General features: G+C 66.9%; 15 protein-coding genes and 1 other RNA gene. 11 read left to right on the forward strand and 5 right to left on the reverse strand.

The genetic code is table 11. The features are described from left to right. Positions 1–16: 16 nt before the first annotated feature. From J2S71_RS08520 to J2S71_RS08555, 8 genes are all read left to right on the forward strand, one after another. Positions 17–919, forward strand: coding sequence for a cell division protein FtsQ/DivIB (locus J2S71_RS08520; RefSeq protein ID WP_307390822.1), 903 nt, complete (start codon positions 17–19; stop codon positions 917–919). A 550-nt stretch (positions 920–1,469) separates the two neighbouring features. Then, complete coding sequence (gene ftsZ, locus J2S71_RS08525; protein ID WP_040651437.1) at positions 1,470–2,594, forward strand: cell division protein FtsZ; 1,125 nt, start codon at positions 1,470–1,472, stop codon at positions 2,592–2,594. Position 2,595: 1 nt separating this feature from the next. Continuing rightward, positions 2,596–3,399, forward strand: a complete 804-nt coding sequence (locus tag J2S71_RS08530; RefSeq protein ID WP_021725938.1) for a purine nucleoside phosphorylase YfiH/LACC1 family protein — start codon at positions 2,596–2,598, stop codon at positions 3,397–3,399. Between the two features lie 10 nt (positions 3,400–3,409). Beyond that, positions 3,410–4,138: a YggS family pyridoxal phosphate-dependent enzyme gene (locus J2S71_RS08535; RefSeq protein WP_084620859.1), complete on the forward strand. Its 729-nt coding sequence runs from the start codon at positions 3,410–3,412 to the stop codon at positions 4,136–4,138. Between the two features lie 48 nt (positions 4,139–4,186). Then, complete coding sequence (locus tag J2S71_RS08540; protein WP_307390827.1) at positions 4,187–4,957, forward strand: cell division protein SepF; 771 nt, start codon at positions 4,187–4,189, stop codon at positions 4,955–4,957. Between the two features lie 3 nt (positions 4,958–4,960). Continuing rightward, positions 4,961–5,782: a pyrroline-5-carboxylate reductase gene (gene proC, locus J2S71_RS08545; protein ID WP_021725924.1), complete on the forward strand. Its 822-nt coding sequence runs from the start codon at positions 4,961–4,963 to the stop codon at positions 5,780–5,782. A gap of 3 nt (positions 5,783–5,785) precedes the next feature. Next, a complete protein-coding gene (locus tag J2S71_RS08550) occupies positions 5,786–6,025 on the forward strand; it encodes a YggT family protein (protein ID WP_021725809.1) in 240 nt (79 codons plus the stop codon). Positions 6,026–6,096: 71 nt separating this feature from the next. Further along, the gene (locus J2S71_RS08555; RefSeq protein WP_021725902.1) at positions 6,097–6,795 is read left to right on the forward strand and encodes a DivIVA domain-containing protein; all 699 of its coding nucleotides are present in this window, start codon (positions 6,097–6,099) and stop codon (positions 6,793–6,795) included. Positions 6,796–6,937: 142 nt separating this feature from the next. On the opposite strand, the gene J2S71_RS08560 is transcribed toward J2S71_RS08555, so the two are convergent. From J2S71_RS08560 to rnpB, 4 genes are all read right to left on the reverse strand, one after another. Further along, on the reverse strand, positions 6,938–7,861 hold the full coding sequence (locus J2S71_RS08560; RefSeq protein ID WP_307390834.1) for a TIGR03915 family putative DNA repair protein: 924 nt from the start codon (positions 7,859–7,861) through the stop codon (positions 6,938–6,940). Continuing rightward, on the reverse strand, positions 7,830–9,212 hold the full coding sequence (locus J2S71_RS08565; protein WP_307390836.1) for a putative DNA modification/repair radical SAM protein: 1,383 nt from the start codon (positions 9,210–9,212) through the stop codon (positions 7,830–7,832). Before J2S71_RS08565 ends, J2S71_RS08560 begins: the two co-directional genes overlap by 32 nt. Before the next feature lie 112 nt (positions 9,213–9,324). Then, positions 9,325–9,966 carry a uridine kinase gene (udk, locus tag J2S71_RS08570; protein ID WP_307390839.1) on the reverse strand — a complete coding sequence of 214 codons (642 nt, stop codon included), beginning with the start codon at positions 9,964–9,966 and terminating at the stop codon, positions 9,325–9,327. A 271-nt stretch (positions 9,967–10,237) separates the two neighbouring features. Further along, positions 10,238–10,588, reverse strand: an RNA gene (rnpB, locus tag J2S71_RS08575) — RNase P RNA component class A. Positions 10,589–10,750: 162 nt separating this feature from the next. On the opposite strand from rnpB, the gene J2S71_RS08580 reads away from it, so the two are divergent. From J2S71_RS08580 to J2S71_RS08590, 3 genes are read left to right on the forward strand one after another with little or no spacing between them, the layout of a single operon-like run. After that, a complete protein-coding gene (locus tag J2S71_RS08580) occupies positions 10,751–11,389 on the forward strand; it encodes an IMPACT family protein (protein ID WP_307390842.1) in 639 nt (212 codons plus the stop codon). Next, positions 11,389–12,240 (forward strand): HAD family hydrolase, encoded by an 852-nt coding sequence (locus J2S71_RS08585; RefSeq protein WP_307390845.1) that lies wholly within the window; start codon positions 11,389–11,391, stop codon positions 12,238–12,240. The genes J2S71_RS08580 and J2S71_RS08585 overlap by 1 nt, the downstream gene beginning before the upstream one ends. Before the next feature lie 52 nt (positions 12,241–12,292). Further along, positions 12,293–13,525: an MFS transporter gene (locus J2S71_RS08590; protein ID WP_307390848.1), complete on the forward strand. Its 1,233-nt coding sequence runs from the start codon at positions 12,293–12,295 to the stop codon at positions 13,523–13,525. Here J2S71_RS08590 and J2S71_RS08595 read toward each other — a convergent pair. Then, positions 13,517–14,167, reverse strand: a complete 651-nt coding sequence (locus J2S71_RS08595; protein WP_307390851.1) for an HAD family hydrolase — start codon at positions 14,165–14,167, stop codon at positions 13,517–13,519. The two genes, J2S71_RS08590 and J2S71_RS08595, sit on opposite strands and share 9 nt — an antisense overlap. Positions 14,168–14,218: the final 51 nt, after the last annotated feature.

Genomic DNA, 14,218 nt, shown 5'->3' on the forward strand with positions numbered 1-14,218 from the left:
GGGCGCCCGGGGCGGCTTGCACCCGAAACGGGACCGTCGTTCCGCCAGGCGCGAGCTCACGCCCGACCGCCGCGGATCGGGTGCCGAGCGCTCCCAGAGGTATCTCCCGATACGACGCCTCATCATCGGCACCATCGTCATCGCCTCCCTTGCGCTCGTTGGGCTGCTCGCCGTGCTCATCCTCTCGTACACGCCCGTCTTCACCATCACGGGCGTCGATGCCGACGCCACCGCTCACATGGACTCCGACTCCATCGTGCGCCTCGCCGCCGTGGATGACGGCGCGACCCTCCTCAACCTGGACGAAAGCAAGGTCACGAACAACCTGCGCAAGAATCCCTGGGTTGGGTCGGTCGAGTACGTGCGCGAGTTCCCCGATCGGCTGCGAATCGTGGTGCATGAGCGGGACATCGAGGCCATCGTGGTCATGGGCACCGGAAGCGTGGCGTGGTGCCTCGGGGCAGACGGCGTATGGGTGGAGCCCTATCCCATCGACGTGCCCGACGGCTCGTCGATGGGCGACGTGGCGCTGGGCGAGGCGCAGTCGCTGGGAGTCCTGCTGATCACCGACGTGCCGGCGTCCGTCAGTCCCGTTGCGGGCACGACGGCGACCGATTCGGTCATCACGGCCGTCAGCTCGTATCGCAATGGCTTCTCGAGTGCCATGAACGCGCAGGTCGTGAGTTATTCCGTCCCCAGCCTGGATTCGATCGCGTGTACGCTGTCGAGCGGCGTGGAGGTGTCGCTGGGGGCGCCTACGGACATCGAGGCCAAGGAGACGGCCGTGGGTGCCATCCTCGCCGCGCACGAGAACAAGGTGACGTACATCAACGTGCGTGTGCCCTCGTCACCCACGTATAGGGCCATCGCCTCGGACGACGTGCAGGCGGGGACGGGCGCCACGGGCTCTGCGACCTAGGGGACGTACGGCTGTGGGGTGTCGGGGCCGTGCGCATGTGACGTGCAGTCGAAGTCAGAGACCCACAGGCAGATGGCTTGCCGCCTCTGCAAGCACCGAGCTGCCCTCCCCACATAGTGAGGAGGGCTCGGGGGAGGGGCGCGTCCACCGAGCCATGCGCCATCCCTGTCCCTCGGATGCTCGCAAACTCTAACCCTCAAGGCCTGCCTGAGGGACTCAAGGGTTCTAAAAACAGGACTCTACCTGCTGACTTCATGGAACGAACAAATTTGACAGCACAAGGGCCTCCGGTGTGCAAACATGACGCGCCTTGTATAAGCCATAGGGTTCTACCTGAGGTTTAGGGTTGCTCATCCAGCATGTTGGCTGCGCGATTCACAGGCGGGAAGGTTCGTTGCACACGAAGTAAGGTCAAACCATGAAGTCGAAGACAAAGGCGCGCCGTCTCGATGTCGAAGCCAACCGTGGCTTTGCCACCAAGCAGGGGCTGGCGAGTGTCCAGGGGGCAGAGGCGGCCGTCTCCGCTGCCGGCGCCGAGCAAGGAGGAGCAATGATGGACAACGACATTCCGAGCAACTACATGGCCGTCATCAAGGTGGTGGGCGTAGGCGGTGGCGGCACCAATGCCGTCAACCGCATGATCGAGGAGGGCATCCGCGGCGTCGAGTTCGTTGCCATCAACACCGATGCGCAGGCCCTCGCCATCTCCGATGCCGACATCAAGGTGCACATTGGCCAGGACATCACGCGCGGCCTGGGCGCAGGTGCCAACTCCGAGGTGGGCGCCGAGGCGGCCGAGGACTCGCATGATGAGATCAAGCAGGCCCTTGCCGGTGCCGACATGGTCTTCATCACCGCGGGCGAGGGTGGTGGCACCGGCACCGGTGCCGCTCCCGTCGTTGCCGACATCGCCAAGAACGATGTGGGCGCCCTGACGGTCGGCGTCGTCACCAAGCCGTTCTCGTTCGAGGGACGTCCTCGCTCCAACCGTGCCGCCGATGGCATCCAGTCGCTCTCCGAGAGCGTCGATGCCCTCATCGTGATTCCCAATGATCGCCTGCTCGACCTCTCCGAGAAGAAGACCTCCTTCCTCGAGGCGTTCCGCATGGCGGATGACGTGCTGTGCAAGGGCACCCAGGGCATCACTGACCTCATCACGGTCCCGGGCCTCATCAACCTCGACTTTGCGGACGTCTGCACCATCATGCGCGGTGCCGGCACCGCCATGATGGGCGTGGGTACCGCCTCTGGCGACAACCGCGCCACCGATGCCGCCGAGGAGGCCATCGCCAGCCGCCTGCTGGAGAACTCCATCGATGGGGCCACACGCGTGCTGCTCTCCATCGCCGGCAACAAGGACCTGGGCATCCAGGAGATCAATGACGCCGCTGACGTCGTTGCCAAGAACGTCGACCCCGAGGCCAACATCATCTTCGGCACGGTCGTCGATGAGAGCCTGGGCGACCAGGTGCGCGTCACCGTCATAGCCACGGGCTTCAAGGATGCCAACATCCAGCAGCCACTGCCCACGCTCTCCGCGGATCGCTCCCGTAGCGCCAGCCGTCCCGCTGCGCCCGCCTCCAAGGCCCGCACGTCCAGCCCCTCGTCCTCCAATCAGAATGGCGAGAACAAGGAGTTCGACATTCCCGAGTTCCTCAAGCGGAGCCGCATCTAGCATGTGCTCCATGCTGCGTGAGCGACACGGCGGGCATGGTGTGACCCTACTTGGCGGGACCGACCGCCCAAGTGGGGTCACGCTTGCATTCACCGAGCGTGCGGGAGGGGTCTCGACAGGGGCGTGGTCCTCGCTCAACCTGGGCTCGGCCTGCGGCGACGATTCGGCGCATGTGGCCGAGAACCGTCGTCGCGCGCTCGAGGCCATGGGGTTTGCCGGTGGCCTCGGGCGGCTGGTTGTTCCGCGCCAGGTGCACGGTGACCATGTGGTGTGCGTCACCGCGAATGACGACGCGTCTGTCGCGCGGGCACGCGAGGAGGCCGCGGCTGGTGCCGATGCCATCGTCTGCACCGTGTCCGACGTCGCCGTGATGCTGTGCTTTGCGGACTGCGTCCCCGTGGTGCTGACCGCTCCTGATGGCTACGCCGTCGTGCATTCGGGTTGGAGGGGAACGCTCAGGCGCATCGCCGCGACCGCGCTTGCCAGGCTGTGCGAGCGGTCGGGCGCCGCACCCCAGGACGCGCGCGCCTACATCGGACCCCACATCATGGGAGAGGACTACGAGGTGTCCGCGGAGCTGCTCGATCGGTTCGTGGGAAAGTTCGGCCCGCGGGCCCGCGCCAGCGAGCGCCATCTCGATCTGGGGGCCTGCGTCCGCACGGCCCTCGTGGACGCGGGGCTCCCGCAGTCGGCCATCGAGGGCACGGGCATCTCCACGCCCCGGGCTACCGACCGCTTCTATTCGTACCGAGCGGAGCGGGGTGCCTGTGGCAGGCATGCGGCCGTTGCCTTCAGGGAAGGGTAGGGTGATGAACATGGCAGACAGTCCGGAGGGCTATGATGCCTTCCTACGTGAGCGACGGGCCCAGATCATGGGCCGCATCGCCGATGCCGCCCGGCGCTCGGGTCGGAGCGCGGGGGACGTCGCGACCCTCGCCGTCTCGAAGACGGTCGGTCCGGACGAGGTCTTTCGGGCCTGGCAGGCGGGATGGCGCGCCTTTGGGGAGAACCGCCCGCAGGAACTCAAGCGCAAGCTGGCCGGCGTGGCGGCACATCCCGAGATGGCCTCCGTTCGCTTCGACATGATCGGCAACCTGCAGACCAACAAGATCAACCAGGTCATCGGTAACGTCGCGCTCATCCATTCGGTCTCCTCGGAGCATCTTGCCTCGTCCATCTCCAAGCGTGCCCGGGCTCGTGGGCTCACGTGCGACGTGCTGCTGGAGGTCAACGTGAGTGGGGAGCAGTCCAAGGGCGGGTTCTCTCCCGATGAGGTCACGGCGGCCATGGACGCGCTCATGTCGCTTGAGGGCATCGCGATCTGTGGCCTCATGACGATGGCACCGGCTCACCAGCCGGACCGGGCACGCAGGACCTTCTCGGGCCTGCGCGAGCTGGCGGAACGGCTGCGGGGTGAGACGGGCCTCGCGCTCGATGTGCTCTCGTGTGGGATGAGCGACGACTTCCCCATCGCCATCGAGGAGGGGTCGACGCTGGTGCGGCTTGGCAGGGTCGTGTTCAGCGATGGATACCGGCTGGGATAGAATTAGTCACGAGGAGGGTGCCGCACCGCGGCAAGGAAGGTGGGAACCATGGGATTCTTCGACAACCTCAGGGATAGGCTCCATCCGCAGGATGACGGCTACTATGATGACGACGAGTACGACGAGTACTACGACGAGGGATCCGATGCGCGCCCCGCGAGGCGGGGTGTCGCGTCGCCGGACCCTGGCACGTCCGGTGTCTTGGGCAACACCCGTCGCCCCGAGGCCGAGAGCGTCTCCGTCTACACGCGCTCCGGCAGGCCTGTGGACAACAACCGTGGCGGCGGCTCGTATGCCCAGCAGGCGGAGGGCTATCGCCCCGCCGCACCAGCCCGCCGTGCCCCCGAGCGCGAGTATGCTCCGCGCGAGCGCGAATACAGCCGCCGCAATGACTACAACAACGCCTATGGCGCGGGTGGCTACACCCAGGAGGAGACCGCGCCCGTCGCCTCCCACGGCGCATCCGTGCTGGGTAACACCACCGATGGCAGTACCCCCGCCGACATCGGCCTCAAGCCCATCCCGCGCCAGAGCACCTCGGGCAAGCTCCCGCCCTATGTGCTCAAGCCCGCATCGTACGATGATGTCCAGATGGTGGTGCGCCGCGTGCGCACCGGCCAGCCCGTCGTGCTTGCCTTCAAGAACACCAACATCGACACCGCCAAGCGCATCCTCGACTTCTGCTTCGGGCTGTCCTGCGGCATCTCTGGCTCCGTGGAGGAGCTGGGCGACCGCGTGTTCGCCGTCATCCCCCAGGGCATCGAGCTCTCGCAGACCGACGTCGACAAGCTCGTGCAGGACGGAACCATCGAGAGGTAGGACATGCCCCCTTCCACAGAGAAGACCATTGCCGTTCTGGGTGCCGGTGCGATGGGCGGCTCCATCGCCCGGGGCCTGGTGGCGTCCCACACCGTTGATGCCGCGCACGTGCTTGCGTGCGACCCCAGCCAGGACAGGCTGGACAGCCTGGCGCTCCTGGGCATCCAGACCTTCGCAAGTGCCCAGGACATGCTCGCGGGTAGCCTCGACGTGCTCGTCGTGGCCGTGAAGCCCCAGGTGCTTCCTGCCGTGCTCGAGGACGTCGCGGACAAGTTGGAGGACAGGCTCGTGATCTCCATAGCCGCTGGCGTCTCGCTCGAGACGCTCACGGAGCTCGTGCCCAGCGCCCGCCTCGTGCGCGCCCTGCCCAACCTGCCGGTGCAGGTGCTCTCGGGCGCCACGGCCCTCTGCCTGGGCGACACGGCCACCCCACAGGACGGGGAGCTCGCCGTTGCGCTGTTCTCGTGCCTGGGCTCTGCCCATGTGATGCGCGAGGATCAGCTGGACGCCGAGGGCGCCGTCGTGAGCTGTGGTCCCGCCTACGTGGCGCTCTTTGCCGACCTCATGGTGCGCGCCGCCGTCGAGCACGGCATGACGGCCCCTGCCGCCCGCGAGATGGTGCTTTCCACCATCTGTGGCGTCTCACGGCAGCTGCTGGGGTCGGGCGATCATCCGCGCGCCTATATGGAGCGCGTGACCTCGCCTGGCGGTACGACCGCCGCTGGCCTGCGCGCCATGGAGCCCATCCTGTTCGATGCCATCGAACGGGGCGTGGACGCAGCGCTCGAGCGCACGGGCCAGCTGGCCGACAAGGGGAGGGCATAGCCCATGCCCGTCCTCCTGAGCCGTCTGCTCACTGCCTATCAGCTCCTCATCTTCGTATGGGCGCTGCTCTCGTGGATCCCCTCCCCGAGCGGGGCGCTCGTGGAGCTCCGTGCCACGTTGGGCAAGGTCGTCGAGCCCTTTGTGGGCATATTCCGGCGCTTCATCCCCATGGCGGGTGTTGTGGACTTCTCTCCATTTGTTGCTATCATCGTGCTGCAGCTCGTTCAGCGTCTTTTGCTGTAGGCAAATGCGATAGACTGTCGGACGTCAGTAATGCATGAATGCTGCACCATCGCAATTCGAAAGGGGCAAAGATGGCTATCACTCCCGCAGACATCGAGTCGATGACGTTCTCTGAGGCCAAGAAGCACGGTTACAGCACCGAGGAGGTCGATGCCTTCCTCGATCAGGTTTCCACCGAAGTCGATGCCATGCTCAAGAAGATCGCGGATCTCAAGGGCCGTCTGAACAACAGCGAGCAGCAGCTTGCCGCTGCCCAAGCTCAGGTCGCACAGCTCCAGGAGCAGCAGAGCGAGACCATGGCCGCCCCGGCTGTCGAGTATGTGCCCGCCCCCGCCCCCGCCGCCTCCGGCGAGAGCAGCCTCTCTGCCACGGAGCGCCAGATTTCCCAGGTGCTCATCGTCGCCCAACAGAGCGCGGACAAGATCGTCTCCGACGCCCGCGCCAATGCGGAGACCATACGCTCCGAGGCCGACCAGAAGGCGCGTGAGGTCATTCGCCAGGCCCTCGCCGAGAAGCAGAGCGAGCTGGATGAGATCGATCGTCTCAAGCAGTCGCGTGAGGAGTTTCGCAACGAGTACAAGAAGCTCCTGCAGCACTTCATCGACGACGCCGACTCCGTCTTCCCCCAGCGCAGCCTGGTGACTCCCAACGGCTCCGCTGCCGCCAGCGTCAGCATTCCCGAACCCCAGGCTGCGGCCCCCACTGCAGGCGGCACCGTTCCCTCGTATCAGCCTGCGGCGAGCGACACCAACTTCAGCGATCTCGACTAGCGGGCGGGCACCGAGCCTGGTCTCAGCCAAGCCAGACATCCTCCCGATGGGATTCCTGGGGAGGGACGGCGCGGTGCGTTGTCCCTCCCCTTGTTGCAGCCTGTTGTAGGCATGTGGTACCTCCCGCCCCGCGGCGGGGCGGCTAGGCGTCCGCGAGCTCCGTGAGGTTCTTCCAAAGGCGCTTGGGCATGAGGCCCACGCGGAGGTCATATCCGCGCTGCGAGGCGTCCCGCCCCGGAAGGGCCACGGCGCCGTAGAAGTTGCGCCAGAGCATGCGGGCAAGCTCCTCGTCCCCCGCAACCTGGCGTCCACGATCCAAGAGGCCATCCAGGAGGGCGCCCCTGACGGTGAGCAGATCCGCCCGCCTGGCACCCCACTGGTGGAAGGCGGCAACATGGTGCACGGGATCCACGATGAAGAACCGTTCCGTTGGCATGCGCCTGACGAAGTGCTGTGCGGTGAGGGGGATGGTGTTGGCCGTGGGTTCGAAGCGCGCCATCCAGCTGCCATCCGACAGGTGGGAGAAGCGAACGAACTGACGCGTGTGCTCGCACTCGGAGAGGGTGGAGCGGGCCAGGCGATTGAGCTCGAGACAGCGCCCGTCCGCCACGAGGTCGAGGAGGGCCGTGCCGCGGGAGAAGCCCAGGCGCACATAGCGGTGGATCGCCTCGGCCGCCCCCGCGTCGTCCGTGGCGGCAGCCAGGACCAGCCGTCGGGCGCAGGTGGCCCCGCAGCGCTGCCGGAAGCCTCCAAGGACGCGGGTGGCCAGCTCCACCATGCCCTCCTCGCTGGGGGAGGGCGCCTCGAGGTAGGCCTCCCCGATGCGCGGCTGGGCGGCGCCGCGTGCGACCAGGCGCAGGCGGCGAGCGTCGGCATGGGCCAGGTACCCCAGGCCCGTGGCGGCAAGGATGCCCTCGAGCGAGGGATCCACCGCCACGGCGACCGGGGACCCGCGCCCGAGGAGCCCCGCCAGCTCACGGACCGTGTCCTCGAGGATGGGGGAGAGGGGATCCCTCCTGCGCGGGACGGCTGCCTCAGAAGAGGGAGAGCTGGCCTTCTGCCGCACGACGTGCGCGGTTGTAGCGGGAGGACGTGGCATCGCTCACCACCCTCTGTCGGATGAGCTCGGCGTCGAGCGGGCTTTCGCGGTCGCGGACTCCCGAGCAGGTGAGGAAGTGACGAGCCCGCTTGAGGGTGACCCCCAGCCTTCCGAGGTCGCCGAAGTCCAGACGCTGGGCGCGACGGGCGCTCATGATGCGCCGGGCACCGACGGGCCCCACGCCCGGCACGCGCAGGAGCATGGGGAGTGGGGCATCCATGACCTCCACGGGAAAGCGGGCGATGTTCCTGAGCGCCCAGGCGAGCTTGGGATCGAGGTCCAGATCGAGCCAAGGCTCGGTGGGGGTGGCCAGCTCGTCGGGCGAGAAGCCGTAGTAGCGCATGAGCCAATCGGCTTGGTAGAGCCTGTGCTCGCGCCTGAGGGGCACGGGCGTGTCCCTCTCGGGCAGCCGGGCATCCTCGATCATGGGCATATAGGCGGAGAAGAAGATGCGCTTGAGGTCGAAGTGCTGGTAGAGCGCTTGCGAGAGCCGCAGGACGTGATGGTCGCTCTCGGGCGTGGCGCCTATGATGAGCTGGGTGGACTGCCCCGCTGGGGCAAAGCGCCGACGTGCCGTGGGCACGGGGCTGGGGGACCTGCCCAGGGTGAGCGCGTTCGCGTTGACGAGCAGCGAGCGCCCATCGCGCTGACGCCCCTGCGGGTGATGGGACGGGATCCCCGTCCCGCGGGTGGCTCCGGACGCAAGGAGGCGCTGCCCCTCTTGGGCATGTCCCTCGGCGATCTGCCGCATGGGGGCAAGCACGGCTCGCTGGCCCTTCTGGGGACAGAGGGTCGTGAGCGAGGCGGCACTGGGCAGTTCCAGGTTGACGCTGAGCCTGTCCGCCAGGCGGCCCAGGGCCTCCACGAGCTTGGGCGACGTGCCCGGTATGACCTTGGCGTGCACGTAGCCGTTGAAGCGCAGCTCGTCCCTGAGGATGCGCAGGCACGCGATCATGCGCTCCGAGGTGGCGTCCGGCGTGCCCAGGACGCCGGAGGAGAGGAAGAGACCCTCGATGTAGTTGCGCCTGTAGAAGTCAACCGTGAGCTGTGCGAGCTCGTGTGGGGCAAACGTGGCCCTTTGGCAGCGGGCACCCGATCGGTTGACGCAGTAGGCGCAGTCGTAGCTGCAGGCATTTGACATGAGCACCTTGAGCAACGTGATGCAGCGGCCGTCTGCCGTGAAGCTATGACAGCAGCCCGCAGGGGAGGTGCAGCCGAGCCTCCCCGCCTTGGGCCCGCGACGTGCGCCAGAAGAGGTGCAGGCGGCATCGAAGCGGGCCGCCTCCGCCAGTATCGTGAGCTTGTCCATGACATCCATGCGCCCTCCCCAATGCGGAACACTCGTTCGCCTTCTTAGTATAGGCGATGGCCCTGAGGACGTACACATGTTCTATGAATAGTGAGAAGGCTGACACAGGCGTCCGGGGCCACTATGCCGAGTGGGAGACGCCACTACCCGTGTGTGCCGCGATGCGGTTGATCAGCATGTCGATGGCCACCTCGTTCTGGCCGCCCTCGGGGATGATGACGTCCGCATAGCGCTTGGAGGGCTCGACGAAGGCCTCGTGCATGGGCTTGACCGTGGTGAGGTACTGGGAGATGACGCTCTCGAGCGAGCGGCCGCGCTCGCGCACGTCGCGCTGGATGCGGCGCAGGATGCGCACGTCGGCATCGGCGTCCACGTAGATCTTGATGTCCATCTGGTCGCGCAGCTCGGGCGCGTGGAAGATGAGGATGCCCTCCACCACGATGACCCTGGCGGGATGGATGGTGAGGGTCTCCTGCGAGCGGTCGTGGATGGTGTAGTCGTACACGGGGCACCGTACCGTCCGCACCTGGCGCAGCGCCGCAAGGTCGCGTACCAGGAGGTCGGTGTCGAAGGCGTCGGGATGGTCGTAGTTGAGGCGGGTGCGCTCCTCGAACGAGAGGTTGTGATGCGCCTTGTAGTAGTTGTCGTGGTAGATGACCACCACGTCGGAGCCGAAGCGCTCCTGGATCCTGCGGGTGATGGTGGTCTTGCCCGAGCCGGTGCCCCCGGCGATGCCTATGACGATGATGTCGTTTGCCTGCATGCTCTGACCCGCCCTCCGGCCAACCAGTATAGGCCAGATTGGCCGGTGTCCGCATGACCCACGCGTGCGGCCTCTGCTCCCGTATGAGTCGTATGCAATATTTGAGGGCATAGTTTCCATTGTCGTGTGGGCAACAACCCTTGTACCTGCATGAACGAGACGGTTTCCACGGCCGTGTCCAAGCCTCTGCGCCTATGTTTGCGAACGACTCGTCCGGGCCAGGGAAATCCGACGGTGCACGGCAGCCCATGCAATCTTGTGTGGATGGCAGCTGCGAGGCGGGCCGGTAAGCCGGGTTCTGTCGTGGACGACCATCTATCTAGGGCCTTGCGTTGCCGCAGGCCTCGAGCGCGCAACCCGAGCGCGGTGCGGGCCACACCATGGCGCTCCTATTTGCGCTTGCTCCGGAAGGGGCTTGCCAAGCCGCCTGGTCGCCCAGGCGCTGGTGGTCTCTTGCACCACCGTTTCAGCTTTTCTCTCATCCCCAAGGGGACAGCGGGAGTCTTCTTTTCTGCGGCGCTTTCCGTCGGGTCACCCCGCCTGGCCGTTAGCCAGCTTCCTGCCCTCAGGAGCCCGGACTTTCCTCGTGACGCACACGTCCCGCGGTCGTCTGGCCCACCTCGCAGCGTGCATTGTACCATACAGTTCGTACGGCCCTGGGAGGTGGGACGTGCGCGTTGGATTGGGATAGCCTCACGTCTGCCCAGGTGCGATTTCTCGGATGCCATCCAACGTACACTTCTGTCGTTCGGTTCTGCTAGCGTAGGCAGCGGGGGAGGTGGACATGCGAAGGTCGTTCGACACGATTGCGGTAGGCGTCGTCGCACGGGGCGAGGTGGAGGAGCGCAGGAGCCGCTTCATCGCGCACATCACCCATGTGGAGGGCGAGCGCGAGGCCCGCGCCTTCGTGGATTCCGTGCGCAGCTCCCATCGCGACGCCCGTCACAACGTGCCCGCCTGGGCGCTCTCGGATGGTCGCGAGCGGCGTTCGGACGATGGGGAGCCACAGGGCACGGCCGGCCAACCCATCCTCGACGTGCTGCACGGTGCGGACCTGGCCGACGTGTGCTGCGTGGTGACGCGCCACTTTGGCGGCACGCTCCTGGGGTCAGGGGGCCTTGCGAGGGCCTACGCGGCCGCTGTCCAGAGAGCGCTCGAACAGGCGCGCACGGAAGGCTCCATCGTGCGCATGGCGCTCGTGACGCGCGTGACGGCCACCATACCCTACGGCGCCTATGGCAGGGTGGAGCGTCTGGTGGCCACGTGCGGCGGCAGGGTGCGTGACACCATCTTCGCCGAGGACGTGCAGATGAACTGCGTGTTTCTGAGCGGTACCGAGGAGGCGTTCGTGTCTGCGCTCGCCGAGCTGTCGGCGGGACGCGACCTCTGCCTGGTGGGTGAGCCCGCGTTTGGGGAGTTCTGATGGTCGGCCTCTTCGCCAGCGATCTCGACGGCACGCTCTTTGGCCTCACGCACCAGGCGGGCAGGGAGGTGCTCTCGTCCGTGCGCATGGCCTGCGACTCCGGGCGCCACTTTGCCCTTGCCACAGGGCGCACAGTGCGTTCGAGCGCGGCCGTGGGCTTTGGGGACGTCCCCGTGGAGGTCGTCTGCGCGAACGGTGCCATCATACTGGGGCGCGACGGCTCGATCGTCCACCACGTGCCCATGGATCCCGCCTTCATCGAGGAGCTGCTCGTCGCATTCCCCGAGCTCCCCCTCGAGTTTGTCACGCTCGACCACACGCTGGAGCGCCGCTCGCGAAAGGAGTACGAGGCCGCCCGCCTCCGCATGTCCCTCGTGCGGCGCATCGTTCTGCGCGGCATGACACGCGACGGGGGCGAGCGCCTCTATGGCCAGACGCCGGACGAGATCTGCTCGCAGGTGGTGGTGAAGGTCAACTATCGCACCGAGCCGGGCGATGACGAGGTGCGCGAGCGCCTGGCGTCCTTCGTCGCGGCCCATGCGGACCAGGCCGTGAATGCCCCCTTCAGCAGGCGCATGTTCGAGATAACCGATCCTACGGCCACCAAGGCGGAGGGCGTCGCCTGGCTTGCGCGGCAGCTGGGCCTTGCCAATGACGAGGTGGCGGTCTATGGTGACGGCGGCAACGACCTCTCCATGCTGCGGCGCTTCGAGCACTCCTATGCGCCTCGCGGCGCCCTCGAGGAGGCCAAGAGGAGCGCGAACGTCGTCATTGGCTCCAACGTGCTCTATGCCGTCCCGCGCCACGTGAAGGCGACCGTACGCCACGAGGGGCCCTTTCAGGTCCCGTAAGCTTCCGGAGGAGCTGCGCTCGATTTGATTCAGATCGATCAGGGGGTATCCCATGAGTCTCGCCGTGCTGCTCTTGGCCAGAGGCGCCTCGCTGCTCGCGAGCTGGATGGTGTCGACGCTCACGCCGAACATGGTCTATTCCATTGGCGGGAGCATGGTCGCGATGGCCTTCCTCATCCTGTGCCGTTCCCTGCCGGCGCTACCCGCCAACGCGGTGCTCGTTGTGCTCGAGCGACGTGGCATCAGGCCCCTGCGCATACTGCAGGTGAGTGAGGTGATGCGGCTCCTGCTGTATGTGCCGCTGCTGTTCGTGACGGGACAGGCGTGGCTGTACGTGCTCTCCGCCTCATGGGCGCTCGTCGAGGCGCTGGTGACCCCCTGCTACTTCTCCCTCGTGCCGAGCCTGTGCAGGCCGGAACAGGTGTCGAGGGCAACCAATCGTCTGCTCACCATCGTGAACGCGGCCTTGGTGTGCGGCCCGCTCGCGAGCTCCGCGCTCTTCTCGGCCTGGGGCCTGAGGCCCACGATCGCATGCGCGCTCGCGCTCATGGTCGTCTCTTCGGTTGCCGCTGGCCACCTCATGCCGCAGGCACAGGAGCCTCAGGGAGAGGGATCCAGCGCGGGTGATGGGATGTCCGCCGAGGGGGACGGCCTCGGAGGGCGGGGCGAGGCGCGGCCCGAGGACACGGCCCACCGGCCGCATGCGTGGGCCCTCCTCCGCTCGCTCGGAGCATCCACGGCCGCGCTCCTTACCATCGACGCGACCTCGGGATTCGCCTTTGGCTCGCTCAATGCGCTCATGCCCATCGCGTCGCAGGTCCAGGCGCTCGACCCCACCGTGCTCTACGGATGGTTTCTCGGCGCGCTCATGGCGGGCATGCTCATGGGGAACGTGCTCTTTGAGCTTGTGGGCTATCGGTTCGAGACGGGCAGGCTCTATCGGGCGCTCACCGTGGGGGCGCTCACCACCTACCTGCTGTTTGGCGTGCTTGTGGGGCCCCTGCTGCGCTGCGCGCTGCTGCTTGTGACGGGCCTGGGCAACTCCATGCAGGACGTCTGCCTCATGACCGCGCTGCAGCGGCGCGCCGCCACCGGCAGGGGCGCCTCCCTCATCGCCCTGCGTGAGTCCCTCGGCTCCGTCGCGGTCACCGTCTCGACGGTGTATGTGGGCGCATGCGTCAGCGTGCTGGGCGTGCCGGGGCTCGTCCTGGTCGCCTATGCCGTCGCCCTCGTCGCCTCGCTGCCCTCGTTTGCGCGCCTGAGGCGCGGCGAGCCGTCACGATAGCCCTCGGCGCGAACGGGGCGGGACCCCTGCCCCCTCGGGCCAGGCGTCACGTTCGCGCAGGTCCCGCTCGAGCCCATCGGCGCCCTCGAACAGGTGCCCCTGCATGCCGGCGGCCTCGGCACCCCGCACGTTGTTGGGATTGTCATCCACGAAGAGGCAGGTGGCGGGATCGAGCTCGTAGCGGTCGCAGAGGAGGGCGTAGATGCGGGCATCGGGCTTCATGAGCCGCTCGAAGGCCGAGACCACCCAGCCGTCGAAGAGGTCCCATGTGGGGATGCGCCGGTGGGCGCGCTCGAAGCGCAGGCCGGCGTTCGAGAGCAGGTAGAGGCCCAGGCCAGCCCCATGGATGCGCTCGACCAGGGCGTTGGTCTCGGGAATGGCTGGCTGGTGGAGGTCCCAGTCGCGCAGGGCATCGTGCAGGCTGTCCCATAGGCGCCTGGGCAGGCTCGCCCGTGCCACGCGCTCCATGGTGGCCTCGTCCACCACGCCCGCATCCAGCAGCGCCCAGGTGGGGCTGGAGAACAGGGCCCTGTCCAGGAGCGTGGCGTCCTTTTCGCCCTCGGTGAAGATGCGCGCGAAGAGCATCCCGTCGAAGCGCAGGAGCACCTGCCCCATGTCAAACACCACGTTGCGTACGGCCATGCCAGCCTCCCTGGTATACACTGCTGTCAGTTGGATCCATGATATCCGTTG

The sequence above is a fragment of the Olsenella profusa DSM 13989 genome, assembly GCF_030811115.1.
Taxonomy (GTDB): Bacteria; Actinomycetota; Coriobacteriia; order Coriobacteriales; family Atopobiaceae; genus Olsenella_F; species Olsenella_F profusa.

What these genes read in the sequence shown, in the direction of transcription:
- J2S71_RS08555 (WP_021725902.1), top strand. Translation starts at nt 6,097, where the DNA reads ATGGCTATCACTCCCGCAGACATCGAGTCGATGACGTTCTCTGAGGCC.
- J2S71_RS08565 (WP_307390836.1), bottom strand. Translation starts at nt 9,212, where the DNA reads ATGGATGTCATGGACAAGCTCACGATACTGGCGGAGGCGGCCCGCTTC.
- J2S71_RS08540 (WP_307390827.1), top strand. Translation starts at nt 4,187, where the DNA reads ATGGGATTCTTCGACAACCTCAGGGATAGGCTCCATCCGCAGGATGAC.
- J2S71_RS08535 (WP_084620859.1), top strand. Translation starts at nt 3,410, where the DNA reads ATGGCAGACAGTCCGGAGGGCTATGATGCCTTCCTACGTGAGCGACGG.
- ftsZ (WP_040651437.1), top strand. Translation starts at nt 1,470, where the DNA reads ATGATGGACAACGACATTCCGAGCAACTACATGGCCGTCATCAAGGTG.
- J2S71_RS08530 (WP_021725938.1), top strand. Translation starts at nt 2,596, where the DNA reads ATGTGCTCCATGCTGCGTGAGCGACACGGCGGGCATGGTGTGACCCTA.
- J2S71_RS08580 (WP_307390842.1), top strand. Translation starts at nt 10,751, where the DNA reads ATGCGAAGGTCGTTCGACACGATTGCGGTAGGCGTCGTCGCACGGGGC.
- proC (WP_021725924.1), top strand. Translation starts at nt 4,961, where the DNA reads ATGCCCCCTTCCACAGAGAAGACCATTGCCGTTCTGGGTGCCGGTGCG.
- J2S71_RS08550 (WP_021725809.1), top strand. Translation starts at nt 5,786, where the DNA reads ATGCCCGTCCTCCTGAGCCGTCTGCTCACTGCCTATCAGCTCCTCATC.
- J2S71_RS08590 (WP_307390848.1), top strand. Translation starts at nt 12,293, where the DNA reads ATGAGTCTCGCCGTGCTGCTCTTGGCCAGAGGCGCCTCGCTGCTCGCG.
- udk (WP_307390839.1), bottom strand. Translation starts at nt 9,966, where the DNA reads ATGCAGGCAAACGACATCATCGTCATAGGCATCGCCGGGGGCACCGGC.
- J2S71_RS08595 (WP_307390851.1), bottom strand. Translation starts at nt 14,167, where the DNA reads ATGGCCGTACGCAACGTGGTGTTTGACATGGGGCAGGTGCTCCTGCGC.
- J2S71_RS08585 (WP_307390845.1), top strand. Translation starts at nt 11,389, where the DNA reads ATGGTCGGCCTCTTCGCCAGCGATCTCGACGGCACGCTCTTTGGCCTC.